This window comes from Pseudomonas danubii (assembly GCF_042980055.1).
Classification (GTDB): Bacteria; Pseudomonadota; Gammaproteobacteria; order Pseudomonadales; family Pseudomonadaceae; genus Aquipseudomonas; species Aquipseudomonas danubii.
The window spans coordinates 4,557,567-4,577,414 of sequence record NZ_CP116502.1; the positions used below are offsets into that span (position 1 = coordinate 4,557,567).

Annotated in this window: 10 protein-coding genes; 7 read left to right on the forward strand and 3 right to left on the reverse strand. The window is 59.8% G+C overall.

Annotated elements, in window-relative coordinates:
* Positions 1-20 precede the first annotated feature (20 nt).
* Positions 21-887, reverse strand: a complete 867-nt coding sequence (locus tag PFZ56_RS20645; RefSeq protein ID WP_170003495.1) for a class I SAM-dependent methyltransferase — start codon at positions 885-887, stop codon at positions 21-23.
* A 160-nt stretch (positions 888-1,047) separates the two neighbouring features.
* Between PFZ56_RS20645 and fabD the strand changes: the two genes are divergently transcribed.
* The 6 genes from fabD (at position 1,048) to PFZ56_RS20675 (ending at position 15,273) form a co-directional block, all read left to right on the forward strand.
* The gene (gene fabD, locus PFZ56_RS20650) at positions 1,048-3,075 is read left to right on the forward strand and encodes an ACP S-malonyltransferase (protein WP_170003493.1); all 2,028 of its coding nucleotides are present in this window, start codon (positions 1,048-1,050) and stop codon (positions 3,073-3,075) included.
* A 38-nt stretch (positions 3,076-3,113) separates the two neighbouring features.
* Entirely contained in the window at positions 3,114-10,067 is a 6,954-nt protein-coding gene (locus tag PFZ56_RS20655; RefSeq protein WP_262379733.1) for a GNAT family N-acetyltransferase, read from the forward strand.
* 312 nt (positions 10,068-10,379) lie between these two features.
* Positions 10,380-11,885 carry a hypothetical protein gene (locus PFZ56_RS20660; RefSeq protein WP_170003489.1) on the forward strand — a complete coding sequence of 502 codons (1,506 nt, stop codon included), beginning with the start codon at positions 10,380-10,382 and terminating at the stop codon, positions 11,883-11,885.
* Between the two features lie 171 nt (positions 11,886-12,056).
* Positions 12,057-12,638 (forward strand): hypothetical protein, encoded by a 582-nt coding sequence (locus PFZ56_RS20665; RefSeq protein WP_170003487.1) that lies wholly within the window; start codon positions 12,057-12,059, stop codon positions 12,636-12,638.
* Positions 12,639-12,643: 5 nt separating this feature from the next.
* Positions 12,644-13,636: a hypothetical protein gene (locus PFZ56_RS20670; RefSeq protein WP_170003485.1), complete on the forward strand. Its 993-nt coding sequence runs from the start codon at positions 12,644-12,646 to the stop codon at positions 13,634-13,636.
* The gene (locus PFZ56_RS20675; protein WP_170003483.1) at positions 13,636-15,273 is read left to right on the forward strand and encodes a serine protease; all 1,638 of its coding nucleotides are present in this window, start codon (positions 13,636-13,638) and stop codon (positions 15,271-15,273) included. The genes PFZ56_RS20670 and PFZ56_RS20675 overlap by 1 nt, the downstream gene beginning before the upstream one ends.
* Positions 15,274-15,295: 22 nt before the next feature.
* Here PFZ56_RS20675 and PFZ56_RS20680 read toward each other — a convergent pair whose 3' ends face one another.
* Positions 15,296-15,760, reverse strand: coding sequence for a hypothetical protein (locus PFZ56_RS20680; protein WP_146036439.1), 465 nt, complete (start codon positions 15,758-15,760; stop codon positions 15,296-15,298).
* Positions 15,761-16,412: 652 nt separating this feature from the next.
* Here PFZ56_RS20680 and PFZ56_RS20685 point away from each other — a divergent pair.
* Positions 16,413-17,993, forward strand: coding sequence for a toll/interleukin-1 receptor domain-containing protein (locus PFZ56_RS20685; protein WP_170003481.1), 1,581 nt, complete (start codon positions 16,413-16,415; stop codon positions 17,991-17,993).
* A 311-nt stretch (positions 17,994-18,304) separates the two neighbouring features.
* Here the strand turns inward: PFZ56_RS20685 and PFZ56_RS20690 are convergent, their stop codons facing one another.
* Positions 18,305-19,759: a TrkH family potassium uptake protein gene (locus PFZ56_RS20690; protein WP_170003479.1), complete on the reverse strand. Its 1,455-nt coding sequence runs from the start codon at positions 19,757-19,759 to the stop codon at positions 18,305-18,307.
* Between the last annotated feature and the right edge of the window lie 89 nt (positions 19,760-19,848).

A 19,848-nucleotide genomic window follows, 5' to 3' on the forward strand; every position in this document is an offset into this window, starting at 1 on the left:
CCACGGGCTGGCGCAATGGTTCAGGCGGCCTTTTGCAAACGCCAGAACTTGTACGCCAGATGGCCGTTTTTATAAGCCTTGATGCCGCTGTCGTCGAAGAAGTGGAACAGGGTATCGAACGCATGCCAGACCTCGGGCGGCAGCGGCTCACGCTGCTGCTTTTTCTCCTCTACCAGGCTTCTGAGCAGGTGCTTGAGGTGGCCGTCCTGGCTTTCGAAGGCCCTGATCACGCCGTCGGAAATGTCACGGTGTTCTTCCACCTTGAAACGGGCGTGCTCAATCATGGCTTGGTGCTGGGCCAGCACGTTGCTGAAGAAGTCGACGCCTATGCTGTCAGGCTCGGACAGGGCGCTGGTGTTGTTGCCTTTCATGGTGTCGGCATAAAAAAAGCGCCCGTCCTGCTTCAACACCCGCTGCACCTCTGCACCAAAGGTGTTGAGGTCGGGGTAGCAATGGGACGACTCGATGTTGATCACGACGTCGAATTCGTTATCGGCAAACGGCAGGGCCATCGCGTCGCCGCCGACGAAGCTCAGCCCGGGCAAAGCGTGCACCCGGTTGCACAGCTCGATATGGGCCGGGCAGAAGTCCAGGCCGGTTACCGACGCCGCGCCGGTGTAGCGGGCAAGGTAGGAGCAATTGCCGCCCCGGCCCGAACCGATTTCAAGGACTTTCTTGCCGCGCAGGTCGCTATCGCCCAACAGGGTGCGAATCAGGTTTACCGAACATTTTTGCTCAAGGTCTGCGTCGTTGATCCAGTCGAAGTCGCTGTCTTGGGCCAGGTAGCCGTAGTTGAGAAAGGTCAGGCGTTGGTCGGGGAACATCCGGGTCATCATGTCGTACCACTGACTGATCGGCGATACGGTTTCGGGTGCTGGTGTCGTCATGTCTACCTCCGTGTAAGAAAACCCAAATGGGGTCGCTCGAGGAGCATAGCGGGCGCAAGGCCAGGCCCCGGAAGATTTTTTTGTTGATGTCGCAGGCCGTTTCAGATCGGCTCCTATACTGCGAGCCGTCACCTCAGCCATCCATTTCAGGACGAAATTTATGCCGTATCTTTTTCAGGGACAGACGTCTTGCGTGGTGTTCATGTTTCCTGGCCAGGGTTGCCAGTTCTATCAGATGGGCCGCGAGCTCTATCAGAACAATGCCGTGTTCCAACGCTGGATGAACGAGCTCGATACGCTGATTCGCGCCGAACTGGGCCAGTCGGTGATCGCCGGGATTTACCACGACAACAACCCGCGCTCGCAGGTGTTCAATGACATTCGCCTGAGTCACCCGGCGATCTTCATGATCGAGTACGCCCTGGGCAAGACCCTGATCGAACACGGGATCACCCCCGATTACCTGCTGGGCGCCAGCCTTGGCGAACTGGCCGCCGCGGCGCTGGCCGGGGTGATGACGCTGCCTGAGGCGATTCGCCTGGTGGTGCGCCAGGGGCAACTGTTTCATCAACACCAGGCGCCGAGCGGAGAGGGCGCGATGCTGGCGATCCTGGCCCCGCAGGCGCTGTACCAACAAATGCCGGTGCTGCACGAACACTGTGACATCGCGGCTTACAATGCGCCGTCGCTGATCGTCGTGGCCGGCCCGTCCAGCCGCGTCGCCGAAGCCGAGCGCCAGCTCAATGCGCAGGACATCGTGTTCCAGCGTCTGCCGGTGAATCAGGCCTTTCATTCGCGTCATATCGATGTGCTCAAGCCGCCAGTCGAGGCGCTGTTCAGCCAGATTCGTCTGCAGCCGGCACAGATCCCGGTGATTTCCTGCCTGAACACCCAGACCTTGCAGGTGTTGGATCGCGACCACTACTGGCAGAGCATCCGCCAGCCGATCCGCTTTTCCCAGACACTGCAACGGATCGAGGCTGAGGCCGCCGAGCGTGGCCAATCGATGATCTACCTTGACCTCGGCCCCAGCGGCACACTGGCCAACCTGATCAAGCAGAATATTCGTGACCGCGCCTTGCCGACGATCCACGCGGTGCTGAGCCCGTTCGGGCGCGACCTGGAAAAATTCGACGAGGTGCTGACCCTGGGCCGGGCCTTGCAGCCGCTGCCTGCCAAGGCCGAGGCGATAGCCGTGCCAGTGCCGCCAGTGGTGGCCCCCGAGCCGAGTCCGGTTGCGGCGCCGCTACAGGCAGCCGCGCATGCGGCCTTTGAGGTGCAGCAGCCGAGCCGCCTGGTACAGCGTCCCTCGGCGCCATTGGCGTCCGGGCCGAAGCGGGTCTATGTGTTTCCTGGGCAGGGCTCCCAGCGGCTGGGCATGGGCGCCGAGCTGTTCGAGCAGTTCCCCGAACAGGTGGCGCAAGCGGACCGCATTCTGGGCTATTCGCTGAAAACCCTGTGCCTGGAAGACCCCGAGCAACAATTGTCCAACACCCGCTTCACGCAACCGGCGCTCTACACCGTCAGTGCCCTGGCGTTCCTGGCCAAACAGCAGGCCGACCCGCGCAAAGCCGACTTTCTCGCCGGTCACAGCCTGGGGGAATACTGCGCGCTGTTTGCCGCGGGGGCTTTCTCTTTCGAAACCGGGTTGAAGCTGGTGAAAAAACGCGGCGAACTGATGGCACTTGCCAGCGGCGGCGGCATGGCGGCGGTGATTGGCCGCAGCCCTGAGGAGGTCAATTCGCTGCTGGTGCAGCACGGCCTCGGCGCTCTGGACGTCGCCAACTACAACTCGGCGTCCCAGGTGGTACTGGCCGGGCCCGTCGAGGCACTCAGCCATGCGCGGGAAATCTTCCAGGCGCTGGATATTACCTTTGTGGTGCTGCCGGTCAGCGCGCCGTTCCACTCCCGCTACATGCATAGCGCCATGGGCGCCTTTGGCGACTACCTCGCGACGTTCGACTATTCGCCGCTGCACACCCCGGTGATCGCCAACATCAACGCCGCGCCGTATCGGGACCAGGACCTGGTGGCCAACCTGACCCGGCAAATCTGCGGCTCGGTGCGCTGGCTCGACACCGTGCAGTACCTGATGCGCCAAGGGACCTTCGAATGCGAGGAGCTCGGGCCGGGCGAGGTGTTGACCAAGCTGGTCAAGAGCGTGCAAAACACCGCCGCCTTTTCGTGACCGCACTCGCCAATGGACGCCTTGTCATGGAAAGGACTATGAACGCCAGTTTCACCGATCAGTTGTTTGTCATCGCCAGTGTGCTGAGCCTGGAAAGCCGGCAGTTGATCTCGCGCCAGGCCATCAACCAGCCGTTCGACTTTGCGCCTTTTGTCGCCGCGGCTGCGGTCAATCCCGGGCCGCTGCGGGTGACCTTTGATGGCCTGAAAGCGTTTGGCTGGTTGAGCCAGCCCAGTGCCGAGCAGTATTTCTTCAATGGCCGTGCCTCGGCTATCGGCGCGCTGCCCGCGCAGGTGATCGAACTGTTTTCCTGGTTGGCGCCGCAGCGATTGCCACATGGGGATGACCTGCCGTGCCTGCGGCGTTGGCTGGCGCTGTCGGCGCTGGACTGGAATCTGCACTGTCCCGGGTTTATTCATGGGCTGAACCAGTTGCTGTCGCTGGTGCTGTTACGCCGCTTGCAACTGCACGGGGCGCTTGACCTCGACAGCGGACGGGTTGATCTGCGGCGCATCGACCATGAGCCGGTCGACCCCGATGGTATTCGCCTGTTGAGTGACTTTCTGCGCCGCCAACAGTGGATTCGCCGCCAGGAGCGACACCTGGTGCTGAACCCGCAGCATCGAGCCTGCCTGGCAGAACGGCTGAGCGAGCCTTTCCTGGCTTACTACGCCAGCCTGCCGGCCATCCTCGAAGACTTGCTGTTCAGTCAGGGCCAACCATGGGCGGAGGTGTTGCAATGGCTCAAGGGGGCAGGGGAGCTGCAGCTCTGGCCGGGGGATCGGCCGGCGCTTGAGCGGCTGCTGGGCGAGATCTTCAATGCGCAGCCTTTGTCCTCGCAGCCGGACTGGATAGTCGGCTTCGGCCGCCATCCCGGGGTTTGCTTGAGTGAGCTGTGGCAATGGTTGCGACAACACAGCGCCCGGGGCCAGGTGCTGGACAGCCAGCCGCTGCGCTGGCTGGTGCTGGAGGACGGGCTGGCGGGCGACCCGCAGTCCCTGCGCCAGCGTCTGCGCGACGCGGGTGTCGCGGCCACTGATCGGGTGATGTGGCTGGCTATCGGCCAGCAGAATCTGCAACCACTGGAAGCGTTCTCGACGCCACAGCTGCCATTGCCTGCGCAGCGCTTCTACCTGGGTTTCGACGGTTCGGCGGTGCCGGGCGCCACGGTGCTGGGCAGCCTGCAGCATTCGGCCAAAGCACTGGCCGCGTTGATCGGCGATCAACCGCTGGTGCTCAGCGAACGTCACTGGCGCCCGGACGGGCCTGTGGCGGATCACTTTGCCTGTTATTACCCGGTTGAGGCGGCGCAGTACCTGATGGCCCTGGCAGGGGCCGGGTTGTTTGCCGATCCGGGAATGCTGCACACGCAGCTACAGGAGGGCGTCGATTGCGTGGCCAGCAGTGGCTGCTACAGGGCGCGTGATTATCAGGTGCGCCACGTGACGCTCGCCGACATGCCCGCGCTGCTGACCCTCGAACACGCCTGCTGGCCCGAAGGCGGCCGGGTCGATGAAGCCATCCTCCGGCGCCGCTTGAGCCAGGACCCCGCCGGGCAACTGGCATTGGAGTTCAGGGGCGAGTTGGTGGGGGTGATCTATTCCCAGCGCATCGCCCATAGCGACGGCTTGTTCAGGGTGGATTTCGCCAGCGTCGACCAGCTGTTTCACGGCAAGGGCAGCACCGTCCAGATCCAGAGCCTGAACATTCTGCCGGCGCATCAGTACAGCGGTTATGGCGATCAATTGCTGGAGTTCATGCTGCAATATTGCACCCTGCGCCATGGCGTCGACACCGTGGTCGGCGTGACTCGCTGCAAGGACTATCCCAAGTACCGCCATCTGGCCCTGGCGGACTACATCCACAGCCGTGACGCGCGCGGCGAGCTGCTGGACCCGGTGCTGCGTTTCCACGAGTTGCACGGCGCCGGTATCGAGCGCCTGGTGGCCGGGTATCGTCCCGCCGATGCCGACAATGGCGGGCATGGGGTTCTGGTGCGCTACGACCTGGCTCGCCGTCAGCCCCAGAAGGCTGCAGCGCTCACCGCCATGGCCGCTCAGCCAACCATCGCCATCGACGACGCCGTGCGCCAGAGCATCAATCATTGCCTGGGGCACGCCCGGGACAGCCGGGTGTCGCCGCGCCACAGCCTGATGGAACTGGGGCTGGACTCAGCCGACCTGCTAGGACTCAGTGAACAGTTGGGCATGACCTTGGGACTGCCCCTGGAGCCCAGCTTCTTCTTTCGCCACAACAACGTGGAAACAATCATCGCCGCGCTGCAAGAACGCCGCGCACCCCAGGGGCCGTCGCCCATCGACACTCAGGCAGCCCCAGACGAAACCGCGCCGCCAACGCCCGCCGGCCTGGACCCTGACTTTGCGGTGATCGGCATCAGCGGGGTATTCCCCGGTGGAGAGTTGCAGGGGTTCTGGGGGGCGATTCGCAATAGCCTCGGGCAGATCCGCCCGGTGCCCGGCGAGCGCGCCATGGCCGGGCCGGTGGCGGGCTACATCGATGGGATCGAGTGTTTCGATCATGGTTTTTTCGCCGTCTCGGCGGCAGAAGCGGCGCTGATGGACCCGCAGCAGCGCTTGCTGTTGCAGCATGCCTGGCTGGCGCTGGAGGATGCCGCCATCGCGGCGCCTGACTTTGCCCGCCACCCCACGGGGGTATTTGTCGCAGCAGCGCCGAGCGAGTACCGCGAGGTCGTCGAGCTGCCCCGCACCAGCCCGTTTCTGCTGACGTCGTCTTCGCCGTGCATGTATGCCAACCGGATTTCCTGGTTTCTCGACCTGCGCGGGCCCAGCGAATACTGCAACACGGCCTGCTCGTCGGTGCTGGTGGCGCTGCATCGGGCCATGCAGGCGATCCGGGCCGGCGAGTGCCGACAGGCGCTGGTGGGCGCGGTCAACCTGTTGCTGTCGCCTGATGAAACGGCCGGCTACCGGCAGATGGGATTTCTCAGCGAACAGGCGCAAACCCGCTCATTCCAGGCCGGGGCCGATGGTTATGTGCGGTCCGAAGGCGTGGGCGTGTTGTTGCTCAAGCCACTGGCCGATGCCTTGCGTGACGGTGACCGGATTCATCTGAAGATCAAGGGCAGCGGAGTCGGCCATGGTGGGCGCGGACTTTCGCTGACCGCCCCCAATCACGACGGCCTGCAAGCGGCAATGGTTGCCGCTTACCGCAGCGCCGGGGTGACGCCCGACAGCGTCAGCTATGTGGAGGCCCATGGCACCGGCTCGGCGATGGGTGATGCCATCGAGGTCGACGCGATCCAGGCGGCACGCCGTCAACTAAGTGCTGGCAGGCAAGCCGGCACGCCCTGGAACATCAGTACCTTGAAACCGCTGATCGGGCATTGCGAGCTGGCCTCTGGCATGGCGGCCTTGTTCAAGGTGATCGATGCCGTGCAACAGCGCTATCTGCCGGGAATCCCGGGGTTGCAGCAACTGGGCCCGGCCATCAGGCTCGACCCGCAGCAACTGTCCCTTGCTCCCGAGAATCGGCCATGGCCGGCCCTCAAGGATGGGCAGGGGCAGGCATTGCCACGCCGGGCCAGCATCAACAGCTATGGCTTTGGCGGCGTCAGCGCCCATCTGGTGGTGGAAGAGTTTATCGCCCAGCCCCGACAGACGCCTGCGGCGACCGGGCTGCAACTGATCCTGTTGTCGGCACAAGATGCACAACGGCTGCGGGAGCAGGCGGGGCGCTTGAGTCAGGCTATCGACCAGCTGGCAGCGGTGTGTCTGGCCGACATCGCCTACACCTTGCAAGTGGGGCGCACAGCAATGGCTTGCCGCTGGACCTGCCTGGTGGACAGCGTCGCTGCTCTGCAACAGCAGCTCTCTGAGCTGGCCCAAGGTTTGCGCGACGACCTGGTGCAGGTTGACGAGCCGGCGAGCGCTGTTGACGGCGCGCTGGCCCAGGCACTGGCGCAACCAGACTGGCCGGCATTGGCCGAATACTGGCGACAGGGGGGGACGCTGGATTGGCACAGTCTGGCGCGCCAGGGGCAGCCCCGGCGCATTGGCCTTCCGGGCTACCCCTTTGCCCGACAGCGCCATTGGTTGGCGCCGCGACGGATTGCCCCCCATCAGCCGGCTGCCCCCGGCACCGCGCCGCCAGCGAACAGCTTGCGCCAGGTCCTTGCCCAAGTGCTGGGGTGTGATCCGCAGAGCCTGGCAGGTTGCGAGTCACGGAGCCTGGCCAGCCTGGGCCTCAACTCCCTGGGCGCGGTGGGCCTCAAGGCCAGGCTGGAACAGCAACTGCAGGTGTCGCTCTGCCTGGCACAACTGAGCCCGTACTTGAGTCTCGCCGAGGTCGAAGCCACTCTGGCGGCCCGCGCACCTCATGCGGAGGCTCAAGCCGGACCGGTATTGCAGCCGGCCCCCGACGCTGCCCATCAACCTTTTGCACTCAACGACATCCAGCAATCGTTCCTCTCGGGACGCACACTGCTGGCTGAGGCTGAACGGGTCGGTTGCCATATCTACCTGGAATTCGACTGGCCGGAACTGGATGTCTACCGGCTCAATCAGGCGTGGAATCGACTGTTGCTGCAGCACGATGCGCTGCGGCTCCGGGTGCTGGATGACGGCCGGCAACAGGTCGGCGAAGCCAAGCCTTATGGCTTCAACATCCGTGACCTGCGCCGCTGCGATCCCCAGGATCGCGAACGTTCCCTGGCGGCGCTGCGCGGATCGATGTCGCACAAGGTGTATCTGGCCGGCGACGACAGGCTCTTTGAAGTCGCCGTGTCGCTGCTGGATCGACAACACAGCCGGGTGCACTTGAGCATTGACGAGTGGATTGTCGATGCCACGTCCCTGGAGGTGCTGCTGCAGCAGTGGTTGATGTGGTATCGGGAGCCTGATGCCACGCTGGCGGATCAGGGGGTGTCGTTGCGTGACTATCAGCGGGCGCTGGAGTCTTGCAAAGACTCACCGCGCTACCGGCGCGACCTGCAGTACTGGCTCGACAAACTGGCGGCGGCGCCGCCGGGCCTGTACTTGCCCAAGGCACCGCGCCCGGCCGGCCGCCAGCGCCAACGGCTGACCTCGACCCTGGAGCCGAGCCGCTGGCAGCGCCTGAAAGAGCGGGGGGCGGCCCTGCAGGTTTCAGGCACGGCACTGCTGCTCAGCCTGTTTGGCCTGATCCTGCAACGGGCCAATGCCGGCCAGGCGTTCTCCTTGATCACCACCAGCTATGGCCGGCTGCCCCTGCACCCGGACATTGAGCGTCTGGTTGGCCCCCTGATCTCGACCCAATTCTTTGCCTTTGCCGCAGCCCGGGAACAAAGCCTGGGGGAATGGGTTCAAGGGGTGCAGCGCCAGTTGCTGGAGGACCTTGACCATGCCAGCGTCGGCGGCGTCGCGGCGCTGCGGGAAATCCGCCGGCGTGGCGAGCCATCGCAACCTTTCAAAGGCGGCGAGGTGGTCTTCACCTCGATGCTCAACAACCCGGTGCTCGACGCTGCCCCGAGCTTCGGCGATGCCCAGCACTACTGTGTGACCCAAACCCCACAGATCAACCTTGATCACCAACTGCGCGAGCGTGGCGGCGCACTGAGCCTGAGCTGGGACGTGGCCATCGACTGCTATCCCGACGGCCTGATCGAGCAGCTGTTTACCGACTATTGCCAGCTGCTGTGCCGGTTGGCGGACGCTGACGATCACTGGCAGGCATTGAAATCCACCGATCTGCTCCCTGTGGCGCCTTTTCAGCTGGTCTCCAGCGCGGAGCCAACCCAGCCCTTTGCACTGACGGATCAACAGCAGGCATATGCCTTCAGCCGCTCGCTGCACCCAGGACAGGGCGGCTCACAGCTCTACCTGGCCTTGAGCATCCCAGCCCTGGATGTTGCTCGGCTGGCCCGGGCCTGGCAGCAATTGCAGGCCCACCATCCGCTGCTGCGCACGCGGGTTCTGGCCAACGGCACCCAACAGATCATGCAAAGCCCGCCAGGAGGACAACTGGAAACGCTGGGGCAGGGTGTCAGCCCCGCCCAAGTCGCCGAAGAGCTGCTCGGCCGGGTGACTGCACTGGGTGACTGGCCCTATGCCGTGCTCAAGGTCAGCAGCGCCGACGCAGGTCAGAGCCTGGTGCATCTGGCCGTGGACCTGCTGCTTGTCGACCTGCCCAGCCGAGACCTGTTGATCCGGCAACTGCTCAAGCTCTACCAGGGCGCAACACTGCCCCCGCTGACCATCCACTTCGCGGATTACATCGCAGCACTCGGACAGCACAAACGCAGCCCAGCGGCGCAAGACGCTGCGCTTTACTGGCAGGAAAAATTCCGCCGCCTGCCTCAGGGACCGCAACTCGAGGCCAACCGCGACGTCAACGGCCTGTACCTGAAATACGAGCATCGCCTCGACTGCTGGCCACTGCTGCGCAAACGCATCGAACATGCGGGCATCAGCGCCGATGCCTTACTGATCAGCGTCTATGCCTTTTGCCTGGCAAAACACTGCGCACTGCCAGCCTTCACCCTGGTGGCCCCAGGCTGGAAACGCCCCCCCGTCCACCCACAGATCGACGCACTGGTCGGCGACTTCACCACCTTGAGCTGGATCGACTTCAACAGCCAAGCCCTGACGTTCATCGAACAAGCCCGCCGTTGCGATCGGATCTTCACCGAGGATCAACAACACAGCGCCATCAGCGGCTTGCAGGCACTGCGCAAGGTCGCAACGGACAAGCAGCACCCACGCACCCTGGATTTCCCGGTGGTGTTTACCCGACTCAACCCACAAGGACCACTGGAGCTGCCCGAAGGCGTGACCCTGGTTGACAGTGCAAGCCGCACCCACGGCGTGGCGCTGGACAATCTGAGCATCGAGACGCCAGGGGCCTTGTTGATCCATTGGGATCTGGCGACTGATCACCTGGCGGCGGCGCAGGGGGAGGCGATGTTTGGGGAGTATTGTCGATTGTTGGAGCGGTTGGCGGTGGAAGAGGGGGAGTGGGGCATGGATGGACTGTGATGGATGATCATAAGTCCGTTGTTCGCGGATGTCCGATAGATGAATAAGGAGGTAGGAACAAGCTTTTTTATTTGGTCTTTTCAGAGCATTTTACAGGTTTGCGCAAGTGCTGAATGCAAGCGGCGCCGAGGCACCAGAAACAGTAGTGCTTGTTGAAAGCGTTTAGGCTTAATAGTTTTAGCGTGGGAGTAAGCACACTACTAGTGTTTTCTGATTTACCGTTTGCACGAACAACTCCAAGGTGTGCTTTACTGAAAAAAAGATGGCTAACAGCCGTCTTTAAGGATCTTCATTCCAAGGGACTTATTACCCATGAACGACAATCTGACCTCTCAAGTTCAGTCCACCTCGTTGCTAGGCGCAGCTCCCTTGGACTGGAACAACGCAATGCGCACTATCTCTTTAAACTTGGTGGCAAAGACGCCTGGCGTTGGGTTCTTCGTCAAAAGTCTGGTCGATATTTTCTGGCGCCCCTCAAGTACGGACATCTGGGACGCGATCAAGCAAAAAGTTATCGAGCTGGTTGATAGCGCGGTCTTGCGCAAGGAATTCGAGACCTATCAACACGAAGTCGATGCCCTAAGAATCTCGCTCAATCGCTATGCATCCGAAAGGGCTCTAGCCGAAAAGGCGGCACACCTGGCCGCCTGCCTGGAGTCGGCCACTCGATTGCACCAGTGCCTGACACGTTCATCCAACATGATCCATCTATTGCCGGTAACCATCACATTCTCATACGCCCACCTGACAATCCTGCGTGAGCGCGTGCTCTATGGCCGCGATCTGTATGGCGAAACGGACCCGCAACGGGCTGAGGAACTTGACGAGACAATAAATGAATATAAGGCTTTCTTTGTTAGAGCCATGTCTGCCGTCAAAACTTGGCGCCGATCAAGAATTTCCGATCATCAGCATGGCTCTGGCGGCATCGTTCGCGATCAAACACGCACGATCAGGGACGAGGTCTCAGGCGATTCGATCGTATTTGTCAGTACACGCAGTACAGTGGACAACATCTACCCGCAAATGGCCGAAGCCGCCAAGCGCCGCCTGTTCAACCACTGGTATCAGGAGTTCTTGAAGATCTACCTGCCCACATTTCTCCTGGACAACTTTCGGCCCGGCCATGAACTGGACCTTCCTTGTGTGGACGCTTCGATGCGCACCTATGTCCACGGTCCCTATTGGGTGGATGAGAAGCTGAACTTTCTAAACCTGACGTCGTCGCCAATCGGCAGAATCGACCGTGTAGAAGCATGGACATCAGATCTTTTGAGCCAGATTACTGTTACAAACTCCACAAGTTCGGGAGTGAGCAATACGGCTATTGGCAAGAAGATCAGTGGTCAGGCGCCACAAGCGGCGAATATGAACGGCTGGGAACTAACAGGCATTATCAGCCATTGGGGAATCGGGGTGCTTAACGGATTAACACTTCTTGGTCAGAAGCCAACTTACGCCCCTCACAATCCTGAAGATAGTTGGATTGACGAGCTTGTAACCTATCATCCCGCTGGCTCACATTCTGGCTCCAGCGAGCTCAAGACCAGGTCAATCCAGCACCAGGACCTTGACCCCAATGTGGATTGGGTACTGGTGGGTGACAGTTACGTTTCTCGCAGGTCCCTGAGTGTAGAAATCGACATGTATAAATTTAAGCCGGACCGCACTCCCAAACATTTCAAGCACGGTGGTGTTGAGAACTTTCGCTGCGTGGCAATTCGAGGTCAACTGGGGCAGTCGTCACACGGCCATTCAGCGCTGTCAGCCGTTGAGTTCGAGTTCGCCTACTATGAAGATGAAGATTTCAAACGCTAGGTAAACGCCCCAGCTTTGCTGTTTCGAACCTAGGATAGGGCATGCTAGTTAAGTTGCAGAACCCTGGGTTTGGTGCTTACGTCATTTGATCTATCGGGCCCCGGTGCACTTGGCGACCTGTCAGGCGCGATCATCGACAGGCCCTGGTTTCCCTGCCACGAGATCCATTCCATGGACGCACAAGCAGCTGTCGACGGTATCCGCGCTCTCGGGGGGAGGTGTGTGGTGACCTTTCTGGGCTTTTCCGACGCGGGTTACGAGGATGAGGCTAAAGCCCGGGAGGTGCTCCTGGCGGAACTCAAGACACTCGATCCGAGGCACACTATCGTCTGCTCCGGCGCCACCACAGAAGGCATCGGCATGGTTTATCCGCTGGCGCTACGCGAGGGGTTCCGCACCGTGGGCATCGTATCGTCGCGGGCACGGGCCGAGGGAGTGCGCTTTTCCAGGGATTGCGAGTGCGTGTTCGTGGTGGACGACGATACTTGGGGCGGAAAGCAGGCCAACGAGCATCTATCCTCCACCTCACAAGCGATGGTGAACGCCAGCGACGTGATGATCGCCATCGGCGGCGGTGCAATAGCCCGCGATGAACTAGAGGAAGGGCGCAGCAACGGCAAGCTTGTACGCTTCTACAAGGCGGATATGAATCATGCCCGCGCCAAGGCCAATGCCATCAAAGACGGCAGGCCAGTTCCTTGTTCGTTCTGCGGCGACGCCCAGACGCTTTTCCAGGACGCTAGCAGGGAGTAAGAGGCATGAGGAAATATGCTGTCGTCTTTGTGCACGGGCTGGCAAAGAAACCTTCACCAGAAAAACTCGCGCAGATCTGGCGTTGGGGGCTGGAGCGAGGGGACACGCCTGCACCTTTTGACGGGGGCAACCCAGGGATCGATCTCGATATCCTGGGAGTGCCGAGTCTCTTCAACTACTACGCCGACGTTTTCTACGGCACCGACTACGAAACGGATCTCGACGCGTTCTACGAATCAGAGAACGATGCCATCGCCGATCAGGAGAATGTGGAGCAGGTGGCCGGTGAGCTTGCCATCCCAACACCGGTCAACGAAAAAGAGGCGAGATTCCTCGCAGAGGTGGAGCGCAAAATGCGCGAAGTACCGTGCCCTGGCGAACCGCCTGACCTCATGACTCTGTCCGTTGCACAGCAAGCTGCACAACTCGAGATAGCGTCCTGGCTGCCGAAGCCTGTGAAAGAGGCGGTCATCAAAAAGGCGGCGATGGAGGCCTATTATTTCCTGTTCGACAAGGAGTATGTCCGGCCGGTCGATGGCGTGACCTTCAAGGTGCGGGCGGAGCTGCGCAAGCGCCTGATCGATGACCTGAAAGAAGCCGCGAAGCGGGCGCATAACCTGGTTCTGGTGACCCACAGCATGGGCACGATGATCGCGTATGACGTACTACGCAACTGTAAGGATTGCCCACCGGTGGAGGTACTGTTTACCTTGGGTTCGCCATTGGGCATCACCGAGGTACAGGAACAACTACGAGCCGAACGCATGCCGCCCATCGACTTTCCGCCAGCACTCGGTCGCTGGATCAACGTCTATGACCCTCTCGACCCTGTCTGTGGTATGGACCCGAAAATGAACGACTACCATCCCACGGCGGGGCGCAAGGTGGAGGACGTGTGTGAGAGCAATTGGGGCAGTTGGCGCCACACCATCACTCACTACTTCGCTGGCAGACAGTTCCGCACGTTGCTGGCGCAGGCCCTCGAGGTACCGCGTTGATGCCGCTCCTGTCAGTCAGCGAGCTCGCGAACGCACTGAAACGCGGCGAGTATCCAAACCCTCCGTTGCAGTTACTGACGCAAGCTGTGCATTTCCTCACGGACGAGGTGCTTGGCAGCCAGCGGACCTCTCCGAAGAGCATCCGTGACGCCATGGACCTGCTGCGCAGGCACCGCCATTTCGAACACGTGCATGAGATCGGTGTCGCCTGGCACGACACACATGGCTGCGACGCTGTCATCCAGCGCCTACTTGCCCAGGCCAAAGTGGAACTCGGGGCTCTGGAGGGGGCCGACGAATTGCTCGACGAAGTCGACCAAATGGCAAGCAAGCACCCAAAGGATCTCGAATACAAAGCCCAGGACAAGGACTACAACGCTTTGCGCGGACGTATCCGCAAGCAACGGTTTGTGCTGACCGACAACGTGAATGTGCTCGACGAATCAATCGCCTACTACCAGAAGAAGCAGCATGCAGAGCCGAGCTTCTTTCTCGATGTCAACGTGCTGGCGCTGCGCGTCTGCCTGCACGAACGGATAGCGCAACAGGTCCAGGCGTTGATTGACCTGGCTCACGATGTCCTGAAACAGGCATCCGTTGCGATCCGAACCAAGCCTGCCGATCCCTGGGCGCTGGCGACTGCTTCCGAGGCATGTCTTGCGTTGAACCGCTTTCTACCGGACGAGAACTGGTGCGACTGGGCCGAGCTGTGGCTGTATCGGTTCCTGGCGCACCCTAAGTGTGGGCCGTTCGAGATGGAGAGCTATTTCCGCCAGGTGCGCGAAATCTGGAATGGAACACCACTGGATGACTCTACGTGCGCAGGTCGCCTAGCCAGAATCTTTGAAGGTCATGTGTTGCGCACCCAGCGACGCTGGTCTGTGGATGCCCGTCAAATGCAGTGGCTTCAGCAAAACCCCGAGGAGTTGGAGAAAAACTTCTGCGGAGAGAAGTCGTTCACCGTGGGGGACATCCGCAGGATGCTAGCTCTCGCGCCAAACATCGGCTGCGTGATGAACGACAAAGGTGTGCGTATGGGCACCGGTTTCCTGGTACAGGGGTCAACGTTTGGCCATGAGGGCCTGCTGTTCGTCACCAATGCACACGTCATCAGCGATAACTTGCCCAAAGCGATACACAGCGCAGACGCGCGCGTCACCTTCGAGACCGAGGCAGACAGCAGCATGCTGCCTTGCCTGGTGCAAGATATTCTGTTCAGTTCGGAGCCGGGGCAACTCGGCAACGTAGCCGAGGCGCCGGGCAAGCTGGACGTGACCGTCTGCCGTTTGAACCGAACACCGGTCGGCGCAGATGGCCTTCCCGTGGCGGCAACCATTCCCTGGCCCTCGCCGCGGACCAAGGCATTTGTTGTCGGTCATCCGCGCGCCGGCGAACTGCAGTTCTCGCTCCAGGACAGCGTCCTCCTCGATGTCTGCGAAAACGAGCGACTGATGCACTACCGAACGCCCACCGATCCAGGCAGCTCCGGCAGCCCGGTGTTCAACAGGGAGTGGGAGGTCGTCGCTCTGCACCACGCGGGCTCGCAGACGTGCCGGCGGTTGTCTGGTACTGGCTACTATGAAGCAAATGAAGGCATCACCCTGCAATCGATTCGTCAGCACTGGAAGGGTATCTGAATGGGATGGACGTGGGAAAGGCTTAGTCCTCGACCCAAGGAGGGTAGGGCCGAAACTTGACCAGCCTTGAGGCCCACTCTTTCTCGAGTTTCGAGTATGACCCCGCCTTGGCGTAATGCTCGGAATGCACGCCCCAAACGATTCGAGCGTGTTCAATCGCCTCCACGATACGCTTGTCTAGCGCAACGGCCGCGACGTGTTCATCGCGCTCGGTGAGACGACGCGGTAATGACCAACGATCCCAGAAAACGGGGCGCTGATGATCCAGGAGGCGCGTGGCAAGTTCAAATGCTGCTCGTGTTCCATCCATCATCCTGTAGCTGATGAAATCGGGTGCCATTTCTTCCAGGCGCGCAGCATGCTTCAACAAAAGAGCAGGATCAGCGATTTCGCGAAGAAACTGCAATGCTTGGCCAATCGCGGTGCGAGGTGTGTTCAGCAAATGACGTACATTGCCCTGCGCATCCATGGCCTTCAGTTCGCGCACGAGCTCGGTTGCATTGAATAGCGGGTACCACTCCGAATTGCCACTAGCACCGAATCTATACCGATCGGCCTTTCCCTGGCTCTTGGATACTTCCCCCACCTCGATCTTGCCATCCAGCGAAGGAGGTAAGGAGCCCCAAGGGCTACTGAGCTGGGAAAACAACCAGATCGTATCGCCAACCCCTACCCGTAAAGCGACGCCCGAGTTCAAAGGTACGGAATGATAGTTCGGCAAGCTGAAGCCTTGGCTTTCAGGTTGAGGCTCTACATAAAGGAGGTCACTGGCTTGGCTCCTCACTCCTGTGGTTACTACAGTACGCTTAATGTAATGCGCAAAGTGCCTCACTCGCAGAACCTCAGTACTTGGCAATGAAGGTTTTTGGTGGGCGAAGTCTAGTTCGAAGCTATGTAGCTTGCTCGATTCCGTAACGTTAACTCCTTTCCGCGCCCTCGCTTTTCTGAACTAAAGTAAATACGGAGCAAGAACACCTATCTGAGCAGAGACGAGTACCCCGAAAGCTAAATCCTGAAGTACGAATTGGCGGCTGAGTAAGCTGGGTACTCTGCTATGGCTAAAGTGCGTATGCCATGCACTGCGTTTCCAGCAGTCGCCAGACAAGCGTATCCCAATACACCGAGCAAGGGAGGCTCAGATGGCATCGATTTTCATCAGCTATCGACGGAAAGATTATGCGACTGGAGTTAGCGCACTTGAGCAGCATTTGCGAAGTTGCTTCGGGCAAAGGTCGATTGTACTTGATCAAGACGGATTTCTCGGTGGCACGGACTGGCGAGCGGAGATGAGGTCTGCGGTCATTCAAAGCAGCGTTGTTATTTGCGCAGTTGGGAATAGCTGGTGCGAGCCATCATTACCCGAGAGCGGTCCGGATTACTTGCATGAAGAGCTCAACGTTGCCCGCAGTCTCGGCAAACCGGTCATTCCCGTCATCGTTGGCAATGGCGAAGGAAAGCCAGACCTGAGCAAGCTGCCCGCCGACATCGCCTGGCTTGGCAAGCTACATGCTGTGGACTGTACAGGTCCTGACCTGGGGCGAATCAAAGCGCTCGAGCGCGCCATCAGCAGTAATATCTCATCTGATACTGCTCAAGGCGGGACGTTGATAGGCTCCATGTTTACCGATCTTTTCTACAGCCTTCTGTACCCGGTGAGTGCAGGTGGGATTGCGTTACGTGGTACGGCTTCAGGTATCACATCGGCATTGCTTGGTGTCTGTCTCTCCACAGCCGCGCTATTTATGCTGGGTGTGGTGCTATTTAAGGACCTCGATGCACTGGAGTCTTTGGGTAAAATCCTTGGAGTGATCTTCATATTTGTCGGCCTTGTCTACGGACTGGCTTCGTTGGTCATGCGTCTGGGACCTGCTCGGACTCACGCGCGTGGGCGGTTTGCATACTCACTGAGGTTCTGTGCTGCGATCATCAGTTGCTGGGTGCTTTACCTCTCTTTGTGGGCAATTTTTGCCCCAGAGAACGTCTTAAAACAGCTGACGAATGTTGAGGAGGGGGGCTTAATACCACCGGACAACATGGAGGAACTCAATGAGTTGCCAGCACATATAGTGCTTGTATTGATCATTTTTAATCTTAGCCTGATATTCCATCTGCTCTACATTACATGGGGCTTTGTTCGCAGTATGGCGGCGGTCGTGCGAACTGGCCGACTGTCAGCGTTCCTGTTTTTTTCGGCCCTTGTTGCAGGGATCGGAGCGATGGGGTGGATTACCTTATCTATCAGTACCGAGACGCGAACTCCGGACAGGAACATAGTGCGGATGGCGGATCAACTACCACGTGAGTTCTCACTCTCCAACGGGTCTGACAAACTGACGGAAACGGGAACGGAGTTGATGCCCATCAAGATCTATGCTCGCGGAACCGCCCGGTTCGATCACAATATGGTGATCTTGGACTTCAAAGAGTTGAAAGTCGAAAACCGAACAGACGGTTCCATCGTTGCTGACCGCGTTCACTTTACGCTGGCGCAACGCGTTAATGGAAAGTTCTCATGGACCGACCCTGTTCCATACAGTAATAAAGTAGCCATAGGCACGGTGGAGGGGCAGAGTGAACGTCGCCTGGAAAACTTCTCGTTGCGAGCCCGGCTGCATCCCAGTATGAAATCTGGTGAGACTGTGCTGACGGTATGGGTGACCATCAACTCCAAGAGCGAGTATCCGCTCAGCGACGGTGGCGACGCCATCTTGCGTTGGTGAGTGGGGGCAGCTCTAACCACCAGTTGTCATCAGTACAGTTGAAAAAGCTACCCAACTCGCTGGGTAGCTGATTCAACACAACAAGGCGATAAGGATTGAGTCTTGGACTCGCAGAAAAAAGGTTATTTGTTCTACTGAGAGCGTTTGACCGATTTGCGCAAGTGCCGAACTCAATCGGCGCCAAGCTGCCACAAACGACGCTGTTGTTGATGAACTGTCGAATTTCGCTGAGGTGTGTTTTTCGCTGGCTCGTTGCCGCGGCGGCTGGGGACTGTCATTGAACTTCGCCAGGACGCCAGGAACCGCAGCATTCAATAGCGCCAGAAAACCGGGGTAATCAGTACCAGCACCGTCAGGATCTCCAGGCGCCCCAGAAGCATGCCGATGGTCAGCAGCCATTTCGCCGCATCAGGCAGCGATGAGAAGTTGCCGGCAGGCCCAATGATGCTGCCCACACCCGGGCCGACGTTGCACACTGCGGTTGCAGCGCCGCTCAATGCCGTCATCCAGTCCAGGCCGATCAGGCCAAGCCCCAGGGCCAGTAGTGCGATGGTGATGGTGAAGAAGAACGAGAACGTCAGCAGCGAGCGCACAATATCCTCGTCGATGGGATGGCCGTTGTACTTTTTCTGAATCACTGCCCGTGGGTGAATCAACTGCTTCAGACTGCTGATCAGCAGACTTGCAGCGACCTGGAAACGGAAAATCTTCAAACCGCCGGCCGTGGAGCCCGAGCAGCCGCCGACAAAGGTCAGGTAAAAGAACAGCAACACTGCAAAACTACCCCACGTGGTGTAGTCACCCACGGCAATGCCGGTGGTGGTGACCACTGACGTCGCATTGATCGCCACAATCCGCAGTGCATCCCACCATCCGTAATCGCTGTTCCAGGACAGCCAGGTTCCCACCGCCAGGGAGATGACGATGAGGAAACCCAGGAAGCCACGGACCTGATGATCCTTCAACAGTGCACGCCGATTGCCTCGCAACGTCGCCACATAGAGCGTGAAGGGCAGGCTGCCGAGGATCATGATGACCACCGCGATCCAGTGTATGGCCGGTTGAGTCCAATGTCCGAGCGAAGCATCGGAAGTCGAAAAACCTCCAGTTGAAATCAGTGACATGGCGTGATTGACCGCTTCGAAAGGCGTCATCCCGGCAATCCACAGCGCCAGGGTTGCCAAGCCGGTGAGCCCCAGATAGACCAGCAGGATCGACTTGGCTGCGACGTGGGAGCGAGGCGCAACCTTTTCCGACCAGTCCGAGGATTCGGTCTGGAACAAGCGCATGCCCCCGACCCGTAACAATGGCAGCACCGCCACTGCCATGCCGATGAAACCGATACCGCCCAGCCAGTGCAGCATGGAGCGCCAGATCAGCAGACCAGGCGAGGCCGAGTCCAGCCCGGTAAGGACGGTCGAGCCTGTGGTCGTGATACCCGACATCGTTTCGAAGAAGGCATCGGTGTAGCTGATTTGGTGAATGAACACCATGGGCAATGCGGCAAAGATACACACAACCAGCCAACTGCCTGTGGTCAGCAGGTACATGTCGCGGGGCCGCAGTTGAGTGCTTTTGGCGCTGCGTTGCACAACCAGAAACAGGCCCGTGACAAAGGTAATCATGCTGGACCAGAGGAACGCGGACAGCTCCTCGTTGCGGTCATGGATCAGTAACGTGATCATCGGAATAGCCATGCTGATGGCCAGGGTGATCAGAAAAATACCCAAGATGAAACCGATAAGCCGCATTGCCGCGATTGACATAAAAACCAGCCTGCTGAGTGATAACCGCGCAGCATCGGATATCTTTGCCTGGAGCGCTATAAAGTTTCAGTAAATATTTGCCGGGAGGG